This is a genomic window from Methylobacterium sp. GC_Met_2 (assembly GCF_026540795.1).
Taxonomy (GTDB): Bacteria; Pseudomonadota; Alphaproteobacteria; order Rhizobiales; family Beijerinckiaceae; genus Methylobacterium.
Genome location: NZ_JALNUM010000025.1, coordinates 37,474 through 61,810 on the forward strand (window position 1 = coordinate 37,474; position 24,337 = coordinate 61,810).

Here is a 24,337-nt window from a genome sequence, read left to right on the forward strand (position 1 = left end):
GGCGGGTTTTTCAATGCTCAAAGCGTCTTCCGCATGGCTTGCAACATGCCGCAACGCGGGCTTAGCTTTTACAACGGGTTACAGCTGGGCGTAGGTTGGTCCGTGCAACGCGGATGCAACACGGCATTGATCGAGATCACCCTCGACCGAGCAGCATGACGAGGTCGCCGCTCACGTAGCTTTTGACCAAATTAGTAAGCCGGTGGCGGCCAGAAGGAGCCATGCGGACACCCGGGCGATGCCGGCCGCGGGTGTACGTTCCTCCTCATAATTGTGGGCAGCCTGAGCCAGAATCGCGGACCACAGCGCGGTCTCAAGGCTTAAGACGGCGGCCAACCACGGCGACATGAGCGTGCCTCATCGAATGCCGTACCCGGGCACGCTGTAGGAGAGTCCCACCCGTAGGCAGAAGTGTGGCTCGCTCACCGGCAGTAGCTCGATCGCATCGCATGAAACGTTGCGGAATCATCACGGGCAGCTCGATTGCGTGACATTCAGTGGGAGGACGGGCCCTTGAGCAATGCGGCCGGGATGAAACTGCAGCATAAAGCGTGGCCATGATTTTACCGCTCCAGCGCCTTTCGCGTTTCTGCGCCGTTTTCGGCGCTGGCGCACTTCTCACTGCCTACGGCGCCGCGGGCGCGCGTGCTGCGGATCTCGGCGCGGTGATGCCGCGCCCGATACCAACCTTTGCGCAGGTCGATCCCACCACGTGGATCGTGACGCTCAGTGGCTCGCTTCAGGTCGTACCGCGGTATCCGGGGTCGAGCGACTACACGGCGGTTGGCTACCCATCGATCGATATCCGCCGGGTCGGCGAGCCAAGGCGTTTCTCGGCGCCCGACGACGGCTTCAGCTTGTCCCTCTACGATGATCCGATGTTCCGGATCGGCCCCACCGTTCGGGTGGTGCCGGGCCGCTACTACGGCGATGACCGGGCACACTTGCTTGGCATTCGTGATGCACGTTTTGCGCTCGAGCCCGGTGTATTCGCGGAGTTCTACCCGGTCTCCTTCATCCGGACGCGCGTTGAGGCTCGGCAAGGCGTCTACGGCCATCACGGCACAGTCGGCTCGGTGGCGGCCGACTACCTGATCCCGACGGATAAGCTCCTGTTCTCGATCGGGCCGCGCTTCAACATCGGTGATGCCAGCTTCGCCCGGAAATATTTCAGCGTATCGCCGTCCGAGGCGGCGATCAACGGACGGGTCACCACGTACGATCCGCGCAGCTTCTATTCGGCGGGTGTAATTGGCGCAGTGACCTACACGCCGAACAACACCTGGGCGTACACGGCTTATGCCGGCTACACCCGCATCCTTGGCGCCTCCGCAGACAGTCCGCTGGTGCGCCGCCCCTTCGGCACCCCCGATCAGTTCCTGTTCGGTATCAAGATCGACTATTCGTTCACGACACCAGCATTGCTTTGAGCCAGACGTTCTGCTCGGACGTAGATTGCACGGGCGAGGCGGGGTGATAGACCGCTTGTGTTGCCAGAGTAGAGCCAGTTGAAATCGAGGCCTTCTTCTGAGAACACCTCAAACAATCTCACCGCTTGTTCTGGTTTTATTAGGTTCCTGCCTGCTTCAAAGTTTTGGTATCGGGTCCTGCTTAGGCCGCACTTGGCTGCAAAAGCAGTCATGCCAAAGCCCAACGCTTCTCGCGTGACGCGCAAACGAGAACCGATGGCTTCCCGTGATACCTTTGAATGCATGCCGTAGCAGTCAAGCAGCGCCGTCATGGGCTCTGGCATTGGCGCCTCCTCGCTTGTTGCAGTTGTGACATGGGCGTAGGAGCGGCGCGAGTTCCCGAATGTGCGGGATGGCCATGGCGCTTGCCAACTTCTTCAATCCAGGGCGCGGTTCCTGCGATCGAAGGACGTACAGCGCTACCTTTCAAAGAGGAGCCCGTGGATCGTCCCCGCCGCGTCGGCCGGCCTTGGTACGTTCCAGAGCAATACGAGGCGTTGCGCACTAGCCTTGTGGACGGTGGCAAGCCGCCGCCCGAGTACGAGATGTGGAGCGTAGCAACTGAGCGAGTGGAGCGGAAGGTACGGCGCAGCGGCGTCGAGGTCGTGCGCGTGCCGATCGAGGCCGACGTCTTCACTGCATGGTGCGAACGCGCCGGGCTCTCGCGAGATGCCTTGGCACGGGCTCGGTTCGCGGCCGTGGCGCTGGAGGTGGAAGCTATGACCTGATCGGCTGGCTTTGGATTGGGTTGATTGAGAAGATCAGCCTGGACCAGAGCAGTTGGCGATGAAGCTAGGACAGAAGATGAGCGCGGAACAGATCGTGCTGATGCTGCGCCAGATCGAGGTCCAGACGGTTCAAGACAAGAGCATCGCCGTCGCCTTCAAGAAGGCAGATACTCAAAGGTTTTGAACCCTCCACACGGATGCGCGTCATCCAAGCCTCGACGGGATTTCGTCGTCGCTCTCATGCGTCGGCTCGCGTTCCGGCAAGGTGTCAAAGAAGAGGGCCACCTGGGCCCAATCCCATAAAACACGTGGTCCAAACTCCTTCGGGCATGGCTTCATACGCTCGCCCACCATCTCGTCGAAGGTGGTCGTGGAGGCGCCGGCGTTACGAGCCGCTTCAAGGCGCGAGAGTCCTCTAGGGGCGAACGGCTACGGCGGCCGCTCCACCTGCTCCGGCGCACAGACGCTACGCGGCACTGCGCCCTCCCCGCTCTTTCAGCCCAGCGTGGCGTGCCATCAGAAATCCCCCGGTGCGACTTGGCAGCAGTTGATCCCACGGGCCAGGTACATCCGGACCATCGTCGCCCGGTCCTCGAACACCAGTTCCGGCGTCCGACCCTTGTCTAGCCATTCGGCCTTCAGCACCGTGTCGGGCCGGTGGTCACCCGCGGCCCGCGTCCGGATTGGGATGTGCTCCAGACCGTGCTCAGCCAGCCACGCGGTTGTCTTGTCCTTCACCTCGTCGGAGCGGCCGGACCAGATCTCGACCTCAGCGCCGGTCGCATCGAGCGCGTGCAACGTGCGGATGATCGGCTGGCAGGGCTCATTCTAGTCGCAAGCTGCGTAGAAGCCACGCCAATCCTTATGCCGCCCGGGCCTGTTCAAGAAATGCGCGCGGTGCTCGGTCAGGGCGAGCGTGCCGTCCAAATCGAACACGACGAACATGTGTTTCTTCTTATCGGCGCGGATTCCATGTTGGGGTGGGCGGCTTCGACGCGCTTCTGGACAAGTTCGTCGCGCTCTCGGTCAAAAGCTCAGCTCATCCCCCCTCCCGGTGTGGAGCGCGTCAGCCGCGGCGAGCCTATTCCGGGAACACGCTCCTCTGCTGAGCGCTTCGTTCAGAAAGGTCCAACCCGCATTGACGCTGCAACCACCGAAAAACAACGGGAGGTACACTTGGCTCGCGATGACACTGGAGGGGCAGCGCTGACCCCGAAGGAAGCTGCTGCGTCGGAGCGCATCAGCATGAAACGGCTGGGCAAGAATGGGTGCCCGGAAGATCGGCCGTCCGATGGAACGACTGTGCCGGACGATAAGTCTCCCGGTCATGTCGTTGAAGCTGAGGAACCCGGTCTGATCGATTCCAACAGGGGGATGTAGCTCGTCAGACGCCATCTCGCGCCTCCATAACCCTGCTCAGACCACGGAACGGCCGGACGACTTGGCTGCCATCCTGGCGCTTGATTAAGCCGTTGTGCGAGGCGCGGCAGCGGCTGCAGGCCGATCCGCCCGCCCTGCTAGTCGGCGCAGCGAATCCAGCGCCAGTCCGGGCAACTGAAGCTGCTTCGAATGCGTCGCATTGATCATAGCAATGAAACCGTTCGATCATCGGTCGTGTGGTCTGCTCATCCGCGAGGAGGCCGGAGCCATGACGATCACCACCTCGATCGATGCAGTCGGACTGTTGAAAGCGACGGATTTGATCCAGTCGGCGAGGGCCGAAGCTGCGATCGCGCATCGCGCCGGTCTGCATACTGTGACGATGGTCGTGCCCGAGTCCAACGAAGCAGGCTCCCAGGCTCGGAGGGATGCTCGAGGCCTGCCAGTGCCTCCGAAGCGTGTGGTCGACATCAGCGTTTAAGCCTGACCAACCCACATAATCGCATCTCAAGAGGTCATCGCGCGTGATCGTGCTGTCGGCCAAGGGCCTACTCGGCTGCGGCGAGGATGGTTTCTTGGGAGACGGACACGCGGGCACCGATTGACTACCCGACAGCGTGGTCGGATGCGAGAAGGCAGAGTTCGGTGGTTCACCATGCCGTTGGAGCGTTACGAGGCGGGCCAGCCGGTCATCGACGAGGAGACGCTCGACCACGTGCGCTTCGGCATGCTCGACAGTCGGGTAATCCCCTGCCGGATTCCGATTGAGCTGCTGCACGCTCTGACTGATGCGGACGATCTCACGTTCGACCCGCTTGTCGTCTTCCTGAACTACCGCACCGAAATCGAGGACGTTGCGATCAACAAGTACGAGCGCGAGGGTGCGCCGAACGATATCCTCGAGCTCGACGATACGGACTTCGTCTAGGACGACGCGAGACCGGAGCTCGACCGCTTTGATATGCTGGACGGGGGCGGCGAGCATCATGCCGCCGCTTCAGGTGTAGGATCTGCGAAGAGGGGGTGGTGGTCCGCTGGCGCAAAGCTGATCGCACGATAGATTGCGGAGGCCGGAAGTTCGACGCACGAATATTTCAATTGAAACCGTTCGGAAATCTGCAGGCAAGACAGATTCTCTAATACCGAGGGATGACCGATCTGTTATCTAAGGTCTTGCTGTGGGTGGCCGCCTTCCTTTTCATTGGGGCCGCGGTAATCCTGGTCGCGGCCTTGACGAGGCAGTCTCGAAACAACGCAAAGCCCTTGAGGCATGCGCCACACGCGTCGCAAAAACCGGACGAGCGACTTGTGGGTCGTTGAGGCGTGCGCGTTCATGCCGCTGTAGCCGCAGCCGCAGCCGACAAGGATGTGCGCTTGCGCATGCCGGACCGCGCCAGACGGCACCAGATACGAGCCAGAAATGATGCTGGAGGCGGTCATGGACCGGTCGGACAACGTCGTGCAGCTTCGCCCCCGAGGCGCACCGAGCCGTGCTATGGCTCGGAGTCGCCCTGAGCCCGAACGCGGCCTGACCGATGTGCTCGTTGTCGGTGGAGCGCTGGCCGGGCTGATGCTCATTGCGCAGCAACTCGTGCTTGGATTAAGTGCTGGGTGAGCCATCGTCATCGACCCGCTTCCTGAGTAGCGGGCCGGGGGTAGCGCGGCGACGAGCCGCTGAAGCTGATCGGTGCCCGGCCCGTTGATGTCGCGATGTCCGATCCGCTGATGCCGCTGATCGCGGCCGCCACGTTCGTCGGGGTCGGCTTGTTGATCATTTACGCCGGGCGCGAATACGACGACGCGATCCGGCACACGCTCTCGGTCTTCGCGCTGGTGATCGGACTGCTGGTCCTGATCGGCGTGACGGCGAAGTTGCGCTCGATGATGGGCGTCGGTCGCATGTCGCATCGGATCGAGGCTCGATCGCAGGTCGACCCAGTGAAGCCGGTTCGCACCGTGCAGATACCTGATCCCGGACAGCGATCCGCACTGGCCAAGGCGATCGGGCTGGGAGTGCCCCGCGGTCAGGCGAAGCGGCAGGAGGCGGAGTAGGCCGGTGCCTCAGTGCCAAGATACCGGCGGCTTGAGCGCTGGCTTCACCAGCCAGGCGGTCACCAGCACGTCGGCGATGCAGCCGATCTGGTCAGCCTTTCGCCAAGCCGCGCGACAGACGAGCGCCTCACCGGTGTCGTCGAAGGAGAGGATGAAGACTTCCGGTAGGGTTTCGGTGTTTGGCAACGTGACCCGGATGCCGGTCGCTGAACGGTCGGCAATGATGCAGGGAACGGTCCTGTGCTCGTCGACCAGGATCATGCCGGGGATGTTGAGGCAGGTCCGATCTTTTGCACGACGCTCAATCATCGAAGGTGCCCTCGGCCATTCCCGCATATAATGCACGTCAAAGGTGGAGGGCCACCAACGAGGAACACTCGAATTGTTCGGATCTGGGTCGAATACGGCATGCCGCTATTCGACGTCGCCGGCCTCGATCATGCGGCGATAGGGCGAACGACCACATCCTCGGCGTAGACGAGGGTTGCCATGACGCCAGACTGTATTTGGGTGAAAACTACGTCGAGATCACCGATGCTGTGCATCAAGACGGCGCACGAGAGGGCGACGATCTGCGTGGTGCAATCGGTTCCCTCGGTAAGGAACTCGCGGATCGCATCGACGAAGGATGCTGTGACGTCGCCCTTCCGCGATGCCCTGAGCACCTGCTCGCAGTCTTCTCGCAGCGGGGCGATCTCGCCATCCACAACCGAAACCCATTGCCGGGTATCGTCGTAGATAAGCCAGCGCACCGACCCCTGAGCGACCGGGGCCAGTCCAGCTAGATAGCGCCGAGCGGCCGCGTCATCGAACATGGTGTGGGCTTAAACTCTCGCCGCCTCGAACTCCAACGCCGAGCGATATGATAAGGGCGATCGGCCGGGCAACCGGCTTCCGTCGCTGCAACGGCACCCGAATTCAACGCGCCACAGCGAGTGTTGGTCGACGACAGTTCCTCGAATGGGACGACTGAGCTGCGCACGACGCGCGATCGGACGGGCGGTGCTGGCGCCGATCGCCACGACGCTCTGTCGTTCAGGGCTGGATTTCTCCGACGGTATTGCTGCCACTTACACATGCTGCATGAGCGCTCAATTATCCATGGGAGGGTCAACCTAGATTTTCAGCGCCGCAATCGCCTTCAGAACGAAAAAAGTAACCGACACTTTGGTAACGTCTGGTTCGAAAACTGAGGATCCCCGATGCTGCGGCGCGGCGCTAAACCGATCTTCGGCCGTCGCGCTGCTTGGTCACCGGGTCCGGGCCCAGTGGGCGAGCGCAGCAGGCCGACTCTGAAGCGATCGCATCAGGTCACCCTTGTGCTGCTCGGCTCAACGGCACTCGCCGGCTGGCAGTACAGTCGGACCGCCCCGGCGAGCCACCAACCACAGCAGGTGGTGGAAAGCCCGGCCCAACCGAAGTGTGATCGTGGCGGGAGCTCCGCCTCACCGGGATGCGGCGATGGGCGATCACCCGCGCAGGATCTCACCGGCAGGAGCACCGGGACATCGACATCCGGCGGCCATGGTGGATTTTTCGGTTCCTTCCATGGTGGTGCACCGTCCGGGGCATCCGGAGCGAGCGCCGCCACGGGCACCACGACGTTCGGCGGCTTCGGCGGATCGGGCCGTGCTGTGGCCGCGCACGGCGCAGGTGGATAATGCGCCGCCACATTCTCAGCCCACGTGAAGATTGGCGCGCGGTCGCCGCGGACGCCGGCTACGACTTCCACACCAGCGAAGACGGTCACGCTGTATGGTGCGAGGACGCTGTCTACGCCTTCACCCTTGAGCAGATCGAGCAGGACCTGGAGGCGCCGACCGTAGAGCTGCACCGGCTGTGCCTCGACCTCGCCGCCGAGATCGCAGAGAGCCCGGCGCTGATGACGCGCCTCGGTATCCCGGACTGGGCTCACAGCCTCGTGACGCGCAGCCACCGCGCCCGCGAGCCGCACCTCTACGGTCGCTTCGATCTCGCCTACGACGGCACCGGGCCGGCGAAGCTCCTGGAGTACAACGCCGACACGCCGACCGCCCTGTTCGAGACGGCAGTGTTCCAATGGCGCTGGCTGGAGGACATGCGAGCCAGCGGCGCGCTGCCGACGGACGCGGATCAGTTCAACTCGGTTCACGAGCGACTGCTCGCCCGTCTGGTCGAGATACGGTCCCAGATCGGCGACGCGCTGCACCTGACCTGCATGACCGAGTTCCCCGAGGACCGCGGCACGGTAGGCTACCTCGCGGACTGCGCCGCGCAGGCCGGCCTGAAGGTGCGCCTCGTCGACGTGTCGGACATCGGCCTGCGCCAGGAGGGAGGCCACCAGTCGTTCATCGATCGCGGCGGCGAGCCAGTCCGCCTGCTGTTCAAGCTCTACCCGTGGGAGTGGCTCTTGCGAGACAGCTTCGGCCCGGCGATCGCCGCCAGCGGCACGACCTTCGTCGAGCCGGCCTGGAAGATGGTTCTGAGCAACAAAGGCATCCTGCCTCTACTCTGGGATCGACACCCCGGCCATCCGAACTTGCTGCCGGCCTACTTCGAGGATGACCCGCAAAAGTTCGAGCTCGGCATGAGCTTCGCCCGCAAACCGCTCCTGGGCCGCGAGGGCGCCAACGTCACCATCGTTTTAGACGGCGAGGTCGCCGCGGTCGAGGATGGCCCCTACGCCGGGAACGGCTACGTCCGACAGGCTTTGGCGCCGATCCCGGAGTTCAATGGCCGACGCGTGGTGATTGGATCGTGGGTCGTGGGCGACAAGCCAGCTGGGATGATCCTGCGCGAGGGCGCGGGGCCGATCTCGAACGATACATCGCAGTTAGTGCCGCACTTCATTGCGCCGTGATCGAGAGCGGCACTCAGCTGGAAACCTTCGACAGCAAATGTCTGCACAGGGTGGATTTCCGCCAGTCCGCTTTCGGGCGGTTAAGCATAAGAGCGGACATCACCACCGCGCCCGCACACGACCCTTTGCGGAAGATGGGAACGTCCGCTTACGGGTTAGTCGGTGAGTCCGAGGTTACGAGCGGAACGAGTGATTTCTCACCATTCCTCTTTCGAGCAGCCATACGTCGAGGCGGACATCGACACCGCGGCCGCTGCCTCTCATCTGCTGCGACGAGGGAGTGTGTTCCAAGTGTAGAGATCTGCCGCCAAACCTTTGTTCAGCGCCAAGGCGCCGGCTCTAGGGATCGCTGAAGCGCGTCGAGGAACCGGTCAGTGCGCGCCGCGCGCGCGCGCCGACGCGTGCCCAGGAGCGCAACGACCGGGGCCGACGGTAAGGCGTAGTCGGGTAGCAGCCGGATCAGTCGACCGGCCCGGACATCCTCAATCAGATCCCACTCCGAACGCACGATGATACCGCGCCCCGCCAAGGCCCAGATCCGCACGACTTCGCCGTCGTTGCTGGCCAGACTCGGCTCGATCCGCACGCGGTGCACATCAAGAGCTTCGACGGATCGAAACATCCATAGGGTCACGTCCTCATCATTCTCCCGCAAGGCGATGCAGGCATGCGCGCGCAAGGCACCCGGGGTGTCCGGCACCGCGTGACGATCCAGGTAGCTCGGTGCCGCACAAGCCCAGCGCTCGTTCGGGGCGAGACTGCGCATGATCAAGCCCGGGGCCGCGTGTTCTATCTCGCCGACGTGGATCGCGAGATCCCAACTGTCGCTGCCGGGCACCCCTCCGAGCCGGTCGGACAGGGCGAGATCGATCTTCAGTTCCGGATGTTCCGCTTGGAAGGCGGCGACCACCGGTGCCACGTAGCGGCGACCGAACCCGAGCGGGGCGAGGATGCGCAGATGCCCCCGGACCTCGCCGCGGCGCTCGGCGAGCGCATCGTCGATCTCACTGAGACCCTCCAGGACCTGGCGTCCGCGTTCGGCGAGCAACTCGCCCTCGTCGGTCAACGTCAGGTGCCGCCCCGAGCGATCGAGCAGCTGGACGCGGAGCCGGGCCTCCAGGGCCCGAAGCCGCTGGGTCACGGCCGGCGGAGAGACGTTCAGGTCGCGCGCGGCAGCGGCCAGGGACGAAGCTCTGGCAACAGCAGCGAAGAAGCGAAGGTCGTCGGTCGTCAGCATTCAGGCCGGACTTAATCCGAAATGCAGCCGGCGTTAATGGCGGACGGCTGCCTCCCGTGCTCTGTCTCGTCTTGTACCTGCCGACGAGGCCAGCCCACCAATGCCCGCAGTCCCGATCCGCCAGACGTTGCCCGCCGAACCCGGGACGGCCTTGGACCAGCTCGACACCCCCTGTCTGCTGCTCGACGAGGCGAAGCTGCGCGCCAACGTCGAGGTTATGCGGGCGCGCCTCGCGCGGCACGGCGTCGCCTTCCGTCCCCACCTTAAGACTGCCAAATCCCTCGATGTCGGCCGCATCGCCATGACGGCTCCGGAGGGACCAGCCATGGTCTCGACCCTGCGCGAGGCGGAGCACTTCGCCGAAGGGGGTGTGCGGGATCTCGTCTACGGCGTCGGCATCGCGCCGGCCAAGCTCGATCGCGTCTTCGCCATCCGCGCGCAGGGGGCCGATCTCGCCCTCATCCTCGACAACCTGGAGCAGGCGGATGCCATCGTCGCGCACGTCCAAAGCCGCGGCGACGCGCTCTCCGTCCTGATCGAGGTCGATGCGGACGGTCACCGCTCCGGTGTGGCACCCACCGACCAGGACCTGCTCGTCGAAATCGGGCGGCGCCTAGTGAACGGAGGCGCGGCCCTGCGCGGTGTCCTCCTCCATGCGGGTGACAGCTACGCGCTGCGCGATCCCGCGGCTTTGGCTGCAGCGGCCGAGGCCGAGCGCGTGGCGGCCGTTCTGGCGGCCGAGACTCTGCGTGCCGCGGATTTGCCCTGTCCCGTCGTCAGCGTCGGCTCCACGCCGACCGCCCGCTACGCGCAGGACTTGACCGGCGTCACCGAGGTTCGCGCCGGGGTCTTCATGTTCGGCGACCTCTACCAGGCCGGGGTCGGTTCGGTGGCTCCAGCTGATATCGCCCTCTCCGTCCTCGCCACGGTGATCGGCCACCAGCGGTCCAAGGGCTGGATCATCACGGATGCCGGCTGGATGGCGCTGTCTCGCGACCGCGGCACCGCCAGGCAGGCCGTGGACCAAGGTTACGGCGTCGTCTGCGACCTTAAGGGCCGGCCCTACACGGATCTCATCGTCGCCGACGCCAACCAGGAGCACGGCATCCTCGCGCTGCGGCGCGGATCCGAGGCGGCTCTTCCCGACCTGCCGATCGGAGCACGGGTGCGCGTCCTGCCGACCCTGCCTGCGCCACCGGGGGGCAGCACGAACGTTACCATGTCCTCGACGGAACCGGCCGCGTGTCCGCGGTCTGGCCCCGCATCAATGGCTGGTAGGAACCGGCACCATGACCGATCCCATCGCGCATATTGCAGCATCCGCCGTCTCGGCTCCCGTCGGTCACTACGTTCATGCGACCGTGTGGCGTGACCTCGTGTTCGTCTCGGGACAGCTCGGCTCCCGCCCGGACGGCACGCATACCGCCGACCAGCCCTTCGACGTGCAGGTTCGGCAAGCCCTCGCCAACGTCCTCGCCATTCTGGAAGAGGCGGGATGCGGGCCGCAGGAGGCTCTGCGGGTCACGGCCTATATCGTGGGCGTCGAGAACTGGCCCGCCTTCAACCGGATCTACGCTGAGGTGTTCGTGGAGGCGAAACCGGCCCGCACGGTCGTTCCGGCGCCCCAGCTCCACCACGGCTACCTTGTGGAGATCGAGGCGATCGCCGCGCGTACCGCGTGACGATGGCCTGCCGCACGAACACCTATCCTTTTGCTACGCAACGACCTGGAGACACGCGATGCCAGAGCAGCGCTACGATGCCGTCCTCTTCGATCTGTTGACCGCCCTTCTTGACAGCTGGTCTCTCTGGAACTCCGTGGCCGGGAGCGAGGATCTCGGTCGGCGCTGGCGCGCCGAGTACCTGCGGATCACCTATCGCACCGGTCGCTACCTTTCGTACGAGGATCTCGTCTCCCAGGCTGCGGAGGCGGTAAGCCTGCCGGGCAGCGCACCGACCGAACTTGCCGAACGCTACGGCGAACTGCGGCCCTGGCCGGGCGTAACGCAGACCCTGCAGGACCTCACAGCCAAGTCCATACCGCTCGGCGTCGTGACGAACTGCTCCGATCGCTTGGGACGGATCGCGGCCGATTGCGTCGGCGTCCCCTTCGCAACGGTGGTGACGTCCGAGCGGGCTGGGTTCTACAAGCCCGATCCTCGTCCATACCGGCTCGGGCTCGGCGAGTTGGGCGTCGATGCCGCCCGCTGTCTGTTCGTCGCCGGCTCGGCCTACGATCTCGTCGGGACGGCGGCAGTCGGTCTGCCGACCTACTGGCACGATCGCGTCGAGATGCCGGCTCCCGAAGGTGCACCGGCGCCCTTGGTCCACGAATCATCGTTGGATCGCTTGCCAGCACTCATCTTCGATCAATAAAGGCTCCCATGGAAAGCCTTGGCCTCATCTGCATTGGAAGGCACCGAGACGTATAACGCTTTTTTCTCCGAGGCGCCGGTAACGCACCCGCCATGGTAAACGGCAATGTTGGGTCGGAGGCGCACCGTCTGCTTTAGGGCGAAGGATCAGGGTCCGCTCCTCACCAATTTTGTTGAAAAACTTAGAGGTAGCGCTTCAGGCGTCATCCAAAGACGACGCTTCGAAGAATTTTCGTCTCTCATTGTCCATGCAATGCCACTGCCGCAGCGATTTTATGGCAATGCGATAGCAGAAACTTCTCCGGCCCGCCCGGTTCGCAGTGCCGCCGCGGCCCAGGCCCGAGTTTTTCAACATAATCGACCCAAAGGCGACATTCCAACCTCATATCGCTATGGGCTACAAACCCGACCGAGAGATCGAACTCATGCTCCTAGGACGCTGCCACTGTGGCTCCATCCAGTTCCAGATACCGGATCAGGCCATAGCGAGTTCCGTATGCTACTGCGGTGATTGCCGGAAACAATCAGGCGCACCCCTACTGGCATGGGCCATGGTATCCAAGGATACCGTGTCGATCATCGGTAAGCCGAAGGTCTACAACTCTTCTGAGGGCGGGCGACGATCGTTCTGCGGGTCGTGCGGCACCGGACTATTCTTCACGAACGCACCCCTTGAGCAGTTGGGGATGATGCAGGTGAGGATCGCAGTCCTCGATAATCCTGACGCAATCACTCCGCAGATGCAGGTGCAGACGGCGGAGCGCGTGAAGTGGGTGACCTCCGTACACGAGCTTCCCGCCTTCGAGCGCTTCCCAGGCTGAGGGAGGACCGCTTTCCACCCCGAGCAGAAGTTGCCGGAGGGCTGACGAACGGCTGCTTTGGAGAAGCGCCAATGGCGGTCCGAGCGACCGGGTTGGGTCGGTAGGAGGCCGTCCGCTTTTACAGCCGATCGTCTCCAGAGCGGCCGTTCCGCTTCCGGCCAAACTACGTCACGCCGCGGCGCCATCGCTTACAAGACCGGACCTTCGGCAAAGCGCCCATCACGGCTGTTCCAATCACCGGGAGCCGCCTCCAAAAGCGGACATCGACGGCCCGGCGTCCTTCGGCTTCCGCGGAAGACTCACGGGGCTATCCAGGATCAGCTTCTCTGTCGCGCAGGTCGTTGTCGGTGGGTACCTCTCCACACCGCGAACCGGCTCCCATGATGCAGCTTGTCATCCCGGGACGGGATGGCGCCGCAGGAACTCGAGCAGGATCGCGTTGAACCGCTCCGGCTGCTCCTGCTGCACCCAGTGCCCCGCTCCCTCAATCAGGTGAACACTATCCATGCGGGTGCAGGTCGTGGTGCGCATGCGCTCGATCGCGCCGGGCTTGCGGTACGTGCCCCAGTCCGCCGCGCCGGAGATGAAGCGGGAAGGCACATCGATTGAGCGGCCGGTGAACAGCTCGATCTCCGAGCGGCCGATCAGGCCGGTGTGGCAGCGGAACCAGTTGAGCCCGCCTTGGAAGCCCGTGCGACCGAAGGCGGCCGTGTAGGCGGCCAGGTCCGCCTCGGGTAGCCAACGGTTGGCGGCGATCTCGGCCGGCGTCGGCATGTCGGGCGCGACGGTCGCGGCCATGCCGACGCCCGCGTCCATGATGTAGTAGGTCGGCAGCGTGGCGAGCTCGGCCGCGGATCCGGTGGCGAGCGGGTGCGGCCGGTTGCCGAGCCAGTCGGCGCTCTTCACGTGGAAGTAAGCGCGCAGGAAGTCGTGCAGGCCCTGGCGCGAGCGGAGCATGTCGGCGTTGGCGCCCGACGTCCCGAACCACACCATGCTGTCCTGTCGAGGAGGCGATAGGGCCGCGAGTTGGGCGGCCATCGACGGCTCCGGCGGCGCGGGGGGCTTGGCGGCCGTGTCAAACGGGATCGCGGGAGGTCCGTCGAACGGGAAGCTCATCATCACGAGGGCGCGGAACACGTCGGGACGGACGAGCGCACAGTAGGCGGCGACCATCGATCCGAAGTCGTGTCCCACGACCAGGGCGACCGAGTGGTGCCCCAACGCCTCCACGACGCCGAGCGCATCGCGGGCGTAGCTGTGCGTGCGGAAGGACGCGACGTCGCCGTCATAGCGGTCATCCCACCCCGTGGTCCCGCCGTAGCCGCGCTGGTCGGGGGCGATCACGTGGTAGCCGGCCGCGGCAAGCGGCAGCATCGTCCGGCGCCAACTGAAGGCGAGATCCGGGAAGCCGTGGAGCAGCAGAACCGCCGGGCGCCCGGGCGTCTCGTAGCCCGCCTCGAGCACGTTGACGGTCAGCCCGTTGATGCCCGCGAGGCTGCGCTGCCGGATCCCGTCGGGCAGCTTGATGTCCTCTCCATCTTTGAACGTCATGGCGATGTCTCCGGCGAAAGGGCCAAGGCGTGACGAGGCCCTCGCCTGCCCGATGGGCCAAGACAGCGAGGACGCGGCCGCGACACCTCCTAGAACGGTCCGGCGCGTCAGCTCGGCCTGGGAAGCCGGTCGATCCCTCATGGGGCACTCCGGTCACGGACCGGCGACGGACCGCGGCCCGCACCAGCCTGGACGATGCGGTCGGCGACGGTGTCGAGATCGTCCGCGACGATGTCCGGCGCGCGACCGAGCGCGACCGGCGCGTTCCCGGGCCGCAGCACGAGCGCCGTCCGGTAGCCCGCCGCGGCGGCCCCCAGCGTGTCGAAAGCGTGACAGGAGACGAGCCACAGGTCGGACGACGCGATGCCCAGCGTCGCGGCGAGGTCGGTGTAGCTCTCCAGCGCCGGCTTGTAGCGGCGGACGCGGTCGTCGATGCTATGGAGCGTGCCAAAGAAGGCCCTGATCCCAGCATGGGTGAGCTGGGCCTCGACGGCGGCCGCGGGATTGTTACTCGGCGTGACGAGGCGGTAGCCGGCGCTCTTCAGATCGGCCAGGGCCTTCGGGGTGTCGGCGTAGGTCGGCATCTCTGCCGAGAGGCGCCGCAATGCGTCGAGATCCGCCGGGGCCACCGTGCAGCCGCTCGCCTGGGCCAGCATCCGCAGGACGGCCACGCCGACCGTGCCGGAATCGGCGTATTCGCCCGACAGGGTCAGCGCCTCGGAATAGAGGATGACGTGGTTGAACCACGTACGCAGCGCACCCGTGTCGCCGAAGATACGGACAAAGACCGGTGCGAGTGCGCCGAAGTCGAGGAGGGTCTCGTTGACATCGAAGACGATGACGGGATTGGCCGAGGCGGCGCTCGTGTTCATGGGGTAATCCGTCGTAGATGCGGAACCTGTCGGCGCTCGCAGAATCGGCGTTGCGGCCAAGACAGCGACTAGCGTTCGGCGATCCGGACAGTGGCCGGGGTGCGTTCCGACATTCGGCCCTCCACGGAGATGGTCGTGCGTCGCAGGTGACGGAACTCCGTCGAAGCTGGGATGCGCCGTTAGCGGCCGGCCGCGCGGACGGCAGGGCCGGCACGCTCCGCGCAGCGTGTGTCAGACTGCACAAACGGGTTTCGCCCGCCCGGGCAGCACTGCGCGTCATGCAGCTTCCGAACGCGGCGTCAGGTCTACCTCCGCGGTGATAGCCCGCAGGATCGCCTCGAAAGCTTGGTCGGCGGACCGGTGAAGCTCCGCCGTGGTCTTGTTCTGCATTGGATGCGAGACGTAGACCGAGGCTGCATCGAGGCCGATCGTCGATTTCTGCGACTCGAACGCCTGCTCGAACTCGGTCGTCAGCACGCTGACGCCCGTCAGGCCCCTCTTGTCCAGGTCATTCAGATCATGCGTCGAGCAGGACGTGCACGAGCCGCAGTCGGACAGGGCGATGACGACGGCCTGGCAGTGATCCGCGATGTCCTTGATCATCTCGCGCGGGGCGACCCGCGTGTTCGTCGGCTTCTTGTAGCGGCGGGTGGCGATCCCCCGGTCGCGGCACAGTTCCTCCAAGCGGTCGATGAACTCGTCGCCCCGCATTTTGCCGATGTCCATCAGGGCGACGGTCTTGCCCCGAAGCGTGTCCAACGGCTGCAACCGCGCGCGCAGGGCCGACGCGGTCTCGGCGGTGGGGTCGCGCAGTAGGATACCTTCTTTCACAGGACAATCTCCTTGGTCACAGGTTTCGACTCGTTGCGGAAACGGCCCCCAGTCCAGCCGGCGCAGATGGCGGAGAACAGCCCCGCCTGCCCACCGGCCTGGACGATGAGGAGACCCTCGGGCCAGAACTTGTTCACCAGCTCGTTCCGGCGGCTGACGGCGATCCCCTCGCCGACACCATGGGCGCCCTGGATCACGTCCTCGCCCGGGCGGACCATGGCCTTGTGCAGTTCCTCGGTGATCCGGCTGCGGTCCCAGCCGGCGTCCCGGAAGATGGCGTAGTGCTCGGGCACGAGCACGAGCAGCGCGTTGGTGAACTCGCACAGCTTCCAGTGCCCGACCGCGAGCAGCGACATGGCGAGCGACTTGGTCAGCTCCTCCGGAGTGCGGGAGCGCTGATCGAGGAAGCCCTGGATGCCGTCACCCTGGAACAGCGTCACCGCGTTCTTACCGGCAGGCACGCCACGCGCGACCGAGAGCGGCTCCCAGGTTGGATCCCCCTCATGCTCGGCGAAGCAGAAGGTGTACTTGCCCGGACCGCCGAGCACCGCCCTGTCGAGCTCGCCCGGTCGCCCGCCGCCGACGTTGCGGATGATGAGCTGCAATGCCCGGCCGATCGTCGCGTTGGCCCGGTTACCCTGCCCAAGGCAGTTTATCCCGGAGTTCATGCCAATCTCGCGGGCGATCGGGCCGTTTACGACGATAATCGGACCGGAGAAGCAAGTCGTGCACAAGAGGCCGTGCATCGTGAACAGCGGGTCAAGCGCGGCCTCCAGCGCAGCGAGGATCACCGGCATGTACTCGGGGCGGCAGCCGGCCATCACCGCGTTGACGGCGACCTTCTCCACCGTGATCGACGCAAGGTTAGGCGGCACGTCGCCGATGACGTCGTTGGGCCGGCGCGAGGTGCCGTCGAGCATACGCAAGATACGAGCATCGGTCGGCGGCACGACCGGAAGCCCGTCACTCCAGCCGCGGTCGTAGGCGGCCTCGACCGGATCGTCGTAGCTCCCGAGCAGGATCGGCCGGGACTTGAAGTCGACGACGCCGTACTTCGCCCGCAGAGTGTCGTACACGCCCGGCTCCCGGGACTTGGAGCCGCATCCAGGCCGCATGACGGGCAAGTCCGCCCCGAGGCCTGGGAGCCCGGTGATCTCCTGCCAATCGCCGCGATGCCACCCGAAGGTGCGCGACACCTCCTTGCCCGAGCTGAGGCGGATCAGAGTCGGCACCGTCTCGACGTCATGGCGGAACGAGTGCTCCAAATCGGTGTCGTCGATCGCTCCGGCGCCCGCAGGGAAGCTCGGATTGTCCTGCGTGTAGATGACGGTGGGGAACACCTGGGCGACATCGCCGAGGATGCCCTCGATCATCTGACAGGTCTCGCAGCCCTGTTTGACGAAGACGATGAATTCGTCAGATGGTCTGTCATGCGCGTTCACGGTTTCACCTCCGGGTTTGATCTCTGATCTTCGGGCTCGGCGCAGAGGTCCGCGCCGCGTCCGGGCCTGTCCGCGTTCGCCGGGGCGGTTGCTCCTCCGGGCGAGCCGATCGAGCCGTCACGCTCTCTCGGTCGACAGGGCGGCCGGCTCACCCTCGACAGCAAGGCGCGCCGAAGGCTGCGCCCCCGTCGCGGCGTGCCGACGGGACCGGCTGAGGTGGAAGGGCACGCCAGGCCCGAATGCCTCGGCGTAGGCGATTTCGGCGGCTGCCGGATCAAACTCACCGCTCATCTTCGCCACGACGACGGTCGCGAGGCTGTTGCCGATGATGTTGGTGACGGTGCGCGCTTCGGACATCAGGCGGTCGATGCCGACGATCAGCAGGAGGCCTTCGACCGGAAGTATGTGAGTCGCCGACAGCGTCGCCGCCAAAACCACGAACCCCGACCCGGCTACCGAGCCCGATCCCTTCGAGGTGACGAGCAGGAGGAGCAGCAGGCTAAGTTGCTGACCGAAGCCCATGTCGATGCCGTAAGCCTGGGCGATGAACAGTGCCCCCATCGAGTAGTAGATCGCGTTGCCGTCGGCGTTGAAGGAGTAGCCGGTCGGCAGCACGAGGCCGACGCTGGGCTTGGAGCAGCCGAGACGGTTGAGCTTGGTCATGAGGCGCGGCAGCACGCTCTCCGACGAGCAGGTGGCGAAGACGATCAGCACCTCCTCACCGACGTACCGGATGAACCGGAACAGGCTGAACCCGTAGGCCCGAGCGATCGCACCCAGCACGACGACGACGAAAAGGGCGCAGGTGATGTAAACGCCGAGGAGGAGGTATCCGAGCGCTAGGATCGAGCCGATGCCGTAGCGGCCGACCGTGAACGCCATGGCGCCGAACGCGCCGAGCGGTGCGAGCCGCATGATCATCGCGACGAGCTGGAACAGGACGTCGTTGGCGGCCTGCGCCACTACTACGAACGGCTGCGCCCGCTTGCCGACGAGCACCGCCGCGCAGCCGAATACGACCGCGAAGAAGACGATCTGCAGGAGGTCGCCCTTCGCGAAAGCTGCGACCGCATTGTCCGGCACGATATTTGTCAGGATCTCCGACATGTACTTGCCGGCCGGCGTGCTGGTGTACTTGGACAAGTCGACGGCCGGGGCGCCCACGCGGCTGCGGTCGAAGCCGTCGCCCGGGCGGATGACGTTAACGACCACCATGCCGATGATCAGCGCGAGGGTGGACACGATCTCGAAGTAGAGGAGCGCGTATCCGCCGACGCGCCCGACCTTCTTGAGGTCGCTGACCCCGGCGATACCGATGAAGATCGTGATGAACGCGATCGGCGGGATCACCATCTTGATGAGCTTGATGAAGGTGTCGCTCACGACCTGCATGGATACTGCGAGGTCGGGCCAGAGCACGCCCAGTGCCGCGCCGGCGATGAGGGCCGTGATGACCTGTGCGGTGAGGCCGGAGAACCGGCGTCGAATGGCGATTGGCATGGGGACCCCGCTAGTGGAATGAGCGCGTTTCACCCGTACAACTGATATGCCAGTTTACCGATTGACAGGCAAGTGGCGCTAATTGATATTTTAGTTATGACAGACGCGAGCAGCCTGAGCCTCCGCGCGGAGGCTCTCATCCGGGACGCGATCATCACGGGACGCTTCGCCTTTGGCGAGCGGCTGTCCGACCGCGCGCTGGCCGACGAATTGGAGATCAGCCGCACGCCCGTGCGCGAGGCGCTGGCGCGGCTTGCCCTCGACGACCTCGTCGTGGTGCGACCCCAAAGCGGAACGTTCGTGATGAGCCTGGACGCGGCCGATGTGCGGCACGTCTGCGAGATGCGCGCCGTTCTCGAACTCGGCGCCCTGCGCATTGCGGCCGCACGCGACGCGGACGCCCTGGCCGCCGCCGTCGCGGTCCCCCTCTCCGGGGGCGCCTTGGCAGTCGAGGCACGCGACCTCTTGCGCGCGGAAGCGATGGACACCGCGTTCCACGAGGCGCTGGTGGCCGCGGCCCGGAACCCCCTCCTCGCCCGCGCCTATCGGGGGATCGCCGACCGGATCGGGGCCATCCGCCACAGGCTTCCGCGCGAGCTCGCCCGCATGCGGCGCGCCGTCGAGCAGCACCGCCGCATCATCGACCTCTCCGTGACCGGCCGCATCGCGGACGCGGAGGCCCAGCTCTCGACGCACGTCCGCGTCGTCGAGACGCTCGCGATCGAGTTTCTGAATCAGCAGACCAAGATCACGGCGCGCCCGCGTCGGCGATCCAGCACTCCGGAGCAGGCATGACCGTCCACCGCACGAAACTCCTGATCATCGGGTCCGGGCCGGCGGGCTATACGGCGGCGATCTACGCCGCCCGGGCGAACCTGCAACCCATCCTGGTCTCCGGCCTGCAGCCGGGCGGGCAGCTCACCATCACGACCGAAGTCGAGAACTATCCAGGGTTCGCCCACGCGATCCAGGGGACGGACCTCGTCGAGCAGATGCGCGAGCAGGCAGAGCACGTCGGTGCTCGGATCATCTCCGACACCATCATGTCCGTCGATCTCTCTGAGCGTCCGTTCACGGCGGTTGGCGACGGTGGCGACATCTATCGCGCCGAGACGCTCGTTGCCGCGACCGGAGCGCAGGCCCGCTGGCTCGGCCTGCCGTCAGAGGCGGACTTCAATGGCGCCGGGATCTCGGCCTGCGCCACCTGCGATGGGTTCTTCTACCGCGGCAAGGAGGTTGTCGTGGTCGGCGGCGGCAACACCGCGGTCGAGGAAGCCCTCTACCTCGCCAATCTGGCCTCGAAGGTCACAGTCGTCCACCGGCGCGATCGCTTCCGGGCGGAGCCGATCCTTCAGGACCGCCTGTTCGCCAATCCCAAGATCGAGGTCGTCTGGAACCACGTGGTCGAGGAGATCCTCGGGCGCCGCGAGCCCGTGAAGGCGGTCACCGGCGTTCGGCTGCGCGACACCGGGACGGGCGACATGCGAGACCTGACAACCGACGGCGTCTTCGTCGCCATCGGGCACGACCCGGCGACCAAGCTGTTCCGGGGACGGGTCGCGTTGGAGGACGGTGGCTACATCCGGATCTCCCCTTGGTCGACGAGAACCTCAGTGCGCGGCCTCTTCGCGGCAGGCGATTGCGCGGAGAGCGTCTACCGCCAGGCGGTGGTGGCGGCGGGGATGGGCTGCATGGCAGCCCTGGAAGCTGAGAAGTTCCTCGCCGAGTGTTCAATGGACCCCGCAGTTCGGGTCGAAGAACGGAGCACGCGCGCGATGATCGGCGCCTACGCCTGATCCGGCTGCGGGCCGTTGAGCCCAAAGGATCCCCACATGGTGTCGTTCAGTCGCCGCGAAGTCGTGGCTGCCCTAACCGGGGCGGCCGCGAGCGGCCTCATCCCAGAGCGCGCCGACGCCGCGCCCGATCCGGCCGTCAGGCGCGTCAGAGCGGGCGTCCTCGAAGTAGCCTATCGAGAGTCCGGCCCGCCTGACGGCCCCCCGGTGATCCTGCTCCACGGCTTCCCCTACGACGTCCATGCCTACGCGACGGTCGCGCCCGTTCTGGCGAAGGCGGGCCGGCGCGTGATCGTGCCCTACCTGCGCGGCTACGGACCGACCCGGTTCATCGAGGCCGCCACCCCGCGGGTCGGCCAGCAGGCTGCGCTGGGCAACGACCTCCTCGCCCTCCTCGACGCGCTCGACCTCCGCAAGGCGACGCTCGCCGGCTTTGACTGGGGCGCCCGCGCGGCGTGCGTGGTGGCGGCGCTCCATCCCGAACGGGTCAGCGGCCTCGTCAGCAGCGGCGGGCCCGGCTACAACATCCAAAATCGCGCGGACTTCCTGAAGCCGCGTGACGCCGCGTTCGAGCGCTGTCATTGGTTCTACTGGTACCTGAATGCACAGCGCGGCAGGACGGCCTTCTCGAACGATCCCGCCGGCTTCTGCCGCTATCTGTGGCACGACTTCTCGCCGACCTGGACCTTCGACGATGCGACCTTCGCCCGGACCGCCGCGGCGTTCGAGAACCCCGATTTCGTGACCGTGGCGCTGCACTCCTACCGCTTCCGCATCGGCGAGGTGCCTGGCGATCCCGCCCTGGAGCCGATCGAGCGGCAGCTCTCCGCTAGTCCACGGATCACGGTCCCGACGATCGTGCTGGAAGGCGCTGACGAAGGCGTCGATCCGCCGGAACCTCCGGGGACGGCAACCCCGCATTTCACGCAGCTGCGCCGAACGACGGTGCTGAACGGCGTCGGCCACAACGCGCCTCAGGAAGCGCCAGACCTGTTCGCCGCCGCCATCCTGGACCTCGACCGGTGACCGCGCCGGTACCGGCCTCGGCCTGAGGCAATCATCATTCAATCCCTCGGATGTAGCTCTGGCTGTCCGCCCAGGCGCCGCAACTTGGCCTGCGGCTAGGCGAGATCGGACGAAGCCCGGACGAGTGGGGCGATCAGTCCCGACGACGGTCCTGCCACGGGTTTTCGACGCGCCCGCTCAAGTCTCGACAGCGACTCAGCAGTCGCCCTGATCGCCACGGTGTACGACGAGCGGGCCGAAGGCTTGGCTCACCGGCATGAGATAGATGACGTTGATGTTCACCCGGGCCGGCCGGGAGGCGGCCCAGAACACCGTGTCGGCAACGTCCTCGGGTGTGAGCGCGTCGGCGCCGTCGTAGACGCTTGCCGCCCAGGCATCGTCGCCGCGAAACCGCACGTTGGAGAACTCGGTGCCGCCGACGAAGCCCGGATCGATCTCCGTAACGCGCACCCGCGTGCCGATGAGATCGGCCCGCAGGTTCAGTGAGAGCTGCCGGACGAACGCCTTCGTGGCCCCGTAGACGTTGCCGCCCGGATAAGGGTAGCTCGCCGCCGTCGATCCGATGTTGACGACATGGCCGGTGTCGCGCGCGACCATCCCCGGCAGCACCGCGCGGGTCACGTACATCAGACCCTTGATGTTGGTGTCGACCATCGCCTCCCAGCCGTCGAGGTCGGCCGCCTGCGCGGGTTCGAGTCCGACGGCGAGGCCGGCATTGTTCACCAGCACGTCGATGGCGGCGTAGGCCGCCGGAAGGCCAGCGCGGCGTCCTCGACCGCCCGCCTGTCCCAGACGTCGAGTTCGAGGGCGTGGACCGCCTTGCCGCCGAGTTCATGGACCAGCGCCTGGAGCCGCTCGCGGCGCCGTCCGGCCGCGACGACCTTCCGGCCGGCCTGCGCGAAGCGCCGCGCGATCGCGAGGCCTAAGCCCGACGTCGCGCCGGTGACGAGAATGCTCATGTCGATCTCCTGCCTGTTCTGAGGATGTCCGGCGGCGCGCTCGCGGGACGGTCAGGCTGCCTCGTCCTTGACATATGATACAAGGCCGTTGCCGAAGGACCACTCGTCGCGCGCGTTTGGCGAGAGGACGATCGGTGAGCCCCCGGACGGAGCGCTGATCGCGCGCAAGCTGGTCGAGACGCGGATCCTGACCGTCGCGTCGCGGGGCTTCATCGATCGCTATGGCCTGCCGCAGCATCCGTCCGAGGTTGCCAACCTTCCCTGCATCGAATTCTACGACGCCGCGAATGCCCGGCCCTTCGAGTGGGAGTCCCACAGGGGGCAAAAGGTCCTGCTAGCCCAGCCGTCGTCACGCCTGATGGTATCGGACGTGGGGGCCATGCTCAGCGCTTGCGAGGCGGGCGCTGGTATCGCGCAGATCATGGGTCTTGGCTCAAAGCACATGATGGAGGAAGGCACGCTGGTCGACCTGTTCCCGGACTGGTCAGGCGAGCTGTTTCCCCTTTACGCCCTCTACCCGTCACGCCAGCATCGCGCCACTAAGGTGCGAGCCTCCATCGAGTTCACTACTGAGCTTCTCGAAAGGCAGACGTAGTTTCCCTCTGTCTGAGGCCATCCCGAACTGCGGGCTGGGGATGGCGAAAGAACGACCGCTTACGGGAACTGTCCAATGCGCTCCGAGCGTCTGGGTTGGGTCGGTCAGAGGCCGTCCGCTTTCCCGGCGAATTTACTCCGAAGCGGAACGAAGGCTTTCGGCCAAATCGCGTGATGCCGGACTGTCATCGCCGGCAGGATCGGACGTTTGGGTTGACGCCCATTGCTGCCGACAAAACAAGTGCACCGACCTTTCAGAAACGCCCCCTGCAAGGCGCTAACAAGCTAATCGTGCAACCGGGATGTCCTTACCTTCGAGCGGTCCATCGATTTTGGAAACGCAGCCAGCTGAAAACAATCGGCATGAACCACGCTTTGCCTAAGACGAGCGGCACCCACCCTGGCGGGCGGACGCTGTGCACCGTCGTCGTGCCGCTCGCCGCACCCGGCCTCGCCTCGGCTGCCCTGTTCGCGTTCCTGACCTCCTTCGACGAGCTCGTGATCTCGCTCTTCCTGACAAACGCGGCCACGCAGACCATGCCGGTGCGCATCTGGAACAGCCTGCACATGCAGGTCGAGCCGACGGTGGCGGCGGTCAGCGCGTTCCTGATCGGGGTCACGGGCGTGATCTTGGGCGTCGACGCGCTCCTGCGCCGGCGCCGGGATGGCTGACCCCGTGCCCGGTTCTCGCCCCGCCTGCACGATCCCGACCGCATCGCACGGGCGACGCGCGGTCCGCGATCGCCGGAGCGGGATCCAAACGCCATCCGTCCGACCAAGCACGGTCGAACCACCGCCTGTCCTCGGCCGCCGGAGACGCTGCATGAGCGATGAGAACACCGCGATCGTCCTCGGCGCGGGCGTGGTC

The 24,337-nt window shown here is 65.6% G+C and carries 24 protein-coding genes and 2 pseudogenes; 15 read left to right on the forward strand and 11 right to left on the reverse strand.

Features of this window, described 5'->3' with window-relative positions; all coding sequences use genetic code 11:
- Positions 1-557: 557 nt before the first annotated feature.
- Positions 558-1,430 (forward strand): MipA/OmpV family protein, encoded by an 873-nt coding sequence (locus OXS49_RS11470; protein WP_267424228.1) that lies wholly within the window; start codon positions 558-560, stop codon positions 1,428-1,430.
- Here the strand turns inward: OXS49_RS11470 and OXS49_RS11475 are convergent.
- Positions 1,400-1,753: a helix-turn-helix transcriptional regulator gene (locus tag OXS49_RS11475; protein WP_267424229.1), complete on the reverse strand. Its 354-nt coding sequence runs from the start codon at positions 1,751-1,753 to the stop codon at positions 1,400-1,402. The genes OXS49_RS11470 and OXS49_RS11475 overlap by 31 nt on opposite strands.
- A 156-nt stretch (positions 1,754-1,909) precedes the next feature.
- Between OXS49_RS11475 and OXS49_RS11480 the strand changes: the two genes are divergently transcribed.
- A complete protein-coding gene (locus OXS49_RS11480; RefSeq protein WP_267424230.1) occupies positions 1,910-2,197 on the forward strand; it encodes a hypothetical protein in 288 nt (95 codons plus the stop codon).
- A 516-nt stretch (positions 2,198-2,713) separates the two neighbouring features.
- Here the strand turns inward: OXS49_RS11480 and OXS49_RS11485 are convergent.
- Positions 2,714-2,995: a hypothetical protein gene (locus OXS49_RS11485; RefSeq protein WP_267424231.1), complete on the reverse strand. Its 282-nt coding sequence runs from the start codon at positions 2,993-2,995 to the stop codon at positions 2,714-2,716.
- Between the two features lie 850 nt (positions 2,996-3,845).
- On the opposite strand from OXS49_RS11485, the gene OXS49_RS11490 reads away from it, so the two are divergent.
- The 3 genes from OXS49_RS11490 to OXS49_RS11500 all read left to right on the forward strand — a co-directional run bounded on the left by OXS49_RS11490 (position 3,846) and on the right by OXS49_RS11500 (position 5,629).
- Positions 3,846-4,058, forward strand: coding sequence for a hypothetical protein (locus OXS49_RS11490; protein ID WP_267424232.1), 213 nt, complete (start codon positions 3,846-3,848; stop codon positions 4,056-4,058).
- A gap of 174 nt (positions 4,059-4,232) precedes the next feature.
- On the forward strand, positions 4,233-4,505 hold the full coding sequence (locus OXS49_RS11495) for a DUF1488 family protein (RefSeq protein ID WP_267424233.1): 273 nt from the start codon (positions 4,233-4,235) through the stop codon (positions 4,503-4,505).
- A 782-nt stretch (positions 4,506-5,287) separates the two neighbouring features.
- A complete protein-coding gene (locus OXS49_RS11500) occupies positions 5,288-5,629 on the forward strand; it encodes a hypothetical protein (protein WP_267424235.1) in 342 nt (113 codons plus the stop codon).
- 9 nt (positions 5,630-5,638) lie between these two features.
- Here OXS49_RS11500 and OXS49_RS11505 read toward each other — a convergent pair whose 3' ends face one another.
- Positions 5,639-5,938 carry a PilZ domain-containing protein gene (locus tag OXS49_RS11505; protein ID WP_267424237.1) on the reverse strand — a complete coding sequence of 100 codons (300 nt, stop codon included), beginning with the start codon at positions 5,936-5,938 and terminating at the stop codon, positions 5,639-5,641.
- A 128-nt stretch (positions 5,939-6,066) separates the two neighbouring features.
- Complete coding sequence (locus OXS49_RS11510; RefSeq protein WP_267424239.1) at positions 6,067-6,444, reverse strand: hypothetical protein; 378 nt, start codon at positions 6,442-6,444, stop codon at positions 6,067-6,069.
- A gap of 845 nt (positions 6,445-7,289) precedes the next feature.
- Here OXS49_RS11510 and OXS49_RS11515 point away from each other — a divergent pair.
- Positions 7,290-8,468, forward strand: coding sequence for a glutathionylspermidine synthase family protein (locus OXS49_RS11515; protein WP_267424241.1), 1,179 nt, complete (start codon positions 7,290-7,292; stop codon positions 8,466-8,468).
- A gap of 319 nt (positions 8,469-8,787) precedes the next feature.
- Here the strand turns inward: OXS49_RS11515 and OXS49_RS11520 are convergent, their stop codons facing one another.
- Positions 8,788-9,705, reverse strand: a complete 918-nt coding sequence (locus OXS49_RS11520) for a LysR substrate-binding domain-containing protein (RefSeq protein WP_267424243.1) — start codon at positions 9,703-9,705, stop codon at positions 8,788-8,790.
- Positions 9,706-9,805: 100 nt separating this feature from the next.
- On the opposite strand from OXS49_RS11520, the pseudogene OXS49_RS11525 reads away from it, so the two are divergent.
- From OXS49_RS11525 to OXS49_RS11540, 4 genes and pseudogenes are all read left to right on the forward strand, one after another.
- Positions 9,806-10,983 (forward strand): annotated as a pseudogene (locus OXS49_RS11525) (alanine racemase).
- Between the two features lie 83 nt (positions 10,984-11,066).
- Positions 11,067-11,387, forward strand: a complete 321-nt coding sequence (locus OXS49_RS11530; protein WP_267424270.1) for a RidA family protein — start codon at positions 11,067-11,069, stop codon at positions 11,385-11,387.
- 58 nt (positions 11,388-11,445) lie between these two features.
- Positions 11,446-12,081 (forward strand): HAD-IA family hydrolase, encoded by a 636-nt coding sequence (locus tag OXS49_RS11535; protein ID WP_267424245.1) that lies wholly within the window; start codon positions 11,446-11,448, stop codon positions 12,079-12,081.
- A 424-nt stretch (positions 12,082-12,505) separates the two neighbouring features.
- Positions 12,506-12,901, forward strand: coding sequence for a GFA family protein (locus OXS49_RS11540; RefSeq protein ID WP_267424272.1), 396 nt, complete (start codon positions 12,506-12,508; stop codon positions 12,899-12,901).
- 393 nt (positions 12,902-13,294) lie between these two features.
- On the opposite strand, the gene OXS49_RS11545 is transcribed toward OXS49_RS11540, so the two are convergent.
- The 5 genes from OXS49_RS11545 to dctA form a co-directional block, all read right to left on the reverse strand.
- The gene (locus OXS49_RS11545) at positions 13,295-14,452 is read right to left on the reverse strand and encodes an alpha/beta hydrolase (RefSeq protein ID WP_267424247.1); all 1,158 of its coding nucleotides are present in this window, start codon (positions 14,450-14,452) and stop codon (positions 13,295-13,297) included.
- Between the two features lie 137 nt (positions 14,453-14,589).
- A complete protein-coding gene (locus OXS49_RS11550) occupies positions 14,590-15,324 on the reverse strand; it encodes a haloacid dehalogenase type II (protein ID WP_267424249.1) in 735 nt (244 codons plus the stop codon).
- 276 nt (positions 15,325-15,600) lie between these two features.
- On the reverse strand, positions 15,601-16,155 hold the full coding sequence (locus tag OXS49_RS11555; RefSeq protein ID WP_267424251.1) for a hypothetical protein: 555 nt from the start codon (positions 16,153-16,155) through the stop codon (positions 15,601-15,603).
- The gene (locus OXS49_RS11560; RefSeq protein WP_267424253.1) at positions 16,152-17,597 is read right to left on the reverse strand and encodes a thioredoxin; all 1,446 of its coding nucleotides are present in this window, start codon (positions 17,595-17,597) and stop codon (positions 16,152-16,154) included. Before OXS49_RS11560 ends, OXS49_RS11555 begins: the two co-directional genes overlap by 4 nt.
- 117 nt (positions 17,598-17,714) lie before the next feature.
- Entirely contained in the window at positions 17,715-19,097 is a 1,383-nt protein-coding gene (dctA, locus tag OXS49_RS11565; RefSeq protein WP_267424255.1) for a C4-dicarboxylate transporter DctA, read from the reverse strand.
- A gap of 96 nt (positions 19,098-19,193) precedes the next feature.
- Here dctA and OXS49_RS11570 point away from each other — a divergent pair, with 96 nt between their 5' ends.
- The 3 genes from OXS49_RS11570 to OXS49_RS11580 are packed head-to-tail and all read left to right on the forward strand — an operon-like array spanning position 19,194 to position 21,916.
- On the forward strand, positions 19,194-19,892 hold the full coding sequence (locus tag OXS49_RS11570; protein ID WP_267424257.1) for a GntR family transcriptional regulator: 699 nt from the start codon (positions 19,194-19,196) through the stop codon (positions 19,890-19,892).
- A complete protein-coding gene (gene trxB / locus OXS49_RS11575) occupies positions 19,889-20,893 on the forward strand; it encodes a thioredoxin-disulfide reductase (RefSeq protein WP_267424258.1) in 1,005 nt (334 codons plus the stop codon). Before OXS49_RS11570 ends, trxB begins: the two co-directional genes overlap by 4 nt.
- Before the next feature lie 36 nt (positions 20,894-20,929).
- Complete coding sequence (locus OXS49_RS11580; RefSeq protein ID WP_267424260.1) at positions 20,930-21,916, forward strand: alpha/beta hydrolase; 987 nt, start codon at positions 20,930-20,932, stop codon at positions 21,914-21,916.
- Positions 21,917-22,111: 195 nt separating this feature from the next.
- Here OXS49_RS11580 and OXS49_RS11585 read toward each other — a convergent pair.
- Positions 22,112-22,875, reverse strand: a pseudogene (locus tag OXS49_RS11585) (SDR family NAD(P)-dependent oxidoreductase).
- 88 nt (positions 22,876-22,963) lie between these two features.
- On the opposite strand from OXS49_RS11585, the gene OXS49_RS11590 reads away from it, so the two are divergent.
- Positions 22,964-23,470 (forward strand): substrate binding domain-containing protein, encoded by a 507-nt coding sequence (locus tag OXS49_RS11590; protein WP_267424261.1) that lies wholly within the window; start codon positions 22,964-22,966, stop codon positions 23,468-23,470.
- A 362-nt stretch (positions 23,471-23,832) separates the two neighbouring features.
- Positions 23,833-24,141, forward strand: a complete 309-nt coding sequence (locus OXS49_RS11595; RefSeq protein ID WP_267424263.1) for an ABC transporter permease subunit — start codon at positions 23,833-23,835, stop codon at positions 24,139-24,141.
- The last annotated feature ends 196 nt before the right edge of the window (positions 24,142-24,337 follow it).

Bases quoted from the DNA above. Each gene is read 5' to 3' on its own strand.
- OXS49_RS11470 (WP_267424228.1), top strand. From the start codon at position 558: ATGATTTTACCGCTCCAGCGCCTTTCGCGTTTCTGCGCCGTTTTCGGC.
- OXS49_RS11475 (WP_267424229.1), bottom strand. From the start codon at position 1,753: ATGCCAGAGCCCATGACGGCGCTGCTTGACTGCTACGGCATGCATTCA.
- OXS49_RS11490 (WP_267424232.1), top strand. From the start codon at position 3,846: ATGACGATCACCACCTCGATCGATGCAGTCGGACTGTTGAAAGCGACG.
- OXS49_RS11495 (WP_267424233.1), top strand. From the start codon at position 4,233: ATGCCGTTGGAGCGTTACGAGGCGGGCCAGCCGGTCATCGACGAGGAG.
- OXS49_RS11500 (WP_267424235.1), top strand. From the start codon at position 5,288: ATGTCCGATCCGCTGATGCCGCTGATCGCGGCCGCCACGTTCGTCGGG.
- OXS49_RS11505 (WP_267424237.1), bottom strand. From the start codon at position 5,938: ATGATTGAGCGTCGTGCAAAAGATCGGACCTGCCTCAACATCCCCGGC.
- OXS49_RS11510 (WP_267424239.1), bottom strand. From the start codon at position 6,444: ATGTTCGATGACGCGGCCGCTCGGCGCTATCTAGCTGGACTGGCCCCG.
- OXS49_RS11515 (WP_267424241.1), top strand. From the start codon at position 7,290: ATGCGCCGCCACATTCTCAGCCCACGTGAAGATTGGCGCGCGGTCGCC.
- OXS49_RS11520 (WP_267424243.1), bottom strand. From the start codon at position 9,705: ATGCTGACGACCGACGACCTTCGCTTCTTCGCTGCTGTTGCCAGAGCT.
- OXS49_RS11535 (WP_267424245.1), top strand. From the start codon at position 11,446: ATGCCAGAGCAGCGCTACGATGCCGTCCTCTTCGATCTGTTGACCGCC.
- OXS49_RS11540 (WP_267424272.1), top strand. From the start codon at position 12,506: ATGCTCCTAGGACGCTGCCACTGTGGCTCCATCCAGTTCCAGATACCG.
- OXS49_RS11545 (WP_267424247.1), bottom strand. From the start codon at position 14,452: ATGACGTTCAAAGATGGAGAGGACATCAAGCTGCCCGACGGGATCCGG.
- OXS49_RS11550 (WP_267424249.1), bottom strand. From the start codon at position 15,324: ATGAACACGAGCGCCGCCTCGGCCAATCCCGTCATCGTCTTCGATGTC.
- dctA (WP_267424255.1), bottom strand. From the start codon at position 19,097: ATGCCAATCGCCATTCGACGCCGGTTCTCCGGCCTCACCGCACAGGTC.
- OXS49_RS11570 (WP_267424257.1), top strand. From the start codon at position 19,194: ATGACAGACGCGAGCAGCCTGAGCCTCCGCGCGGAGGCTCTCATCCGG.
- trxB (WP_267424258.1), top strand. From the start codon at position 19,889: ATGACCGTCCACCGCACGAAACTCCTGATCATCGGGTCCGGGCCGGCG.
- OXS49_RS11580 (WP_267424260.1), top strand. From the start codon at position 20,930: ATGGTGTCGTTCAGTCGCCGCGAAGTCGTGGCTGCCCTAACCGGGGCG.
- OXS49_RS11595 (WP_267424263.1), top strand. From the start codon at position 23,833: ATGAACCACGCTTTGCCTAAGACGAGCGGCACCCACCCTGGCGGGCGG.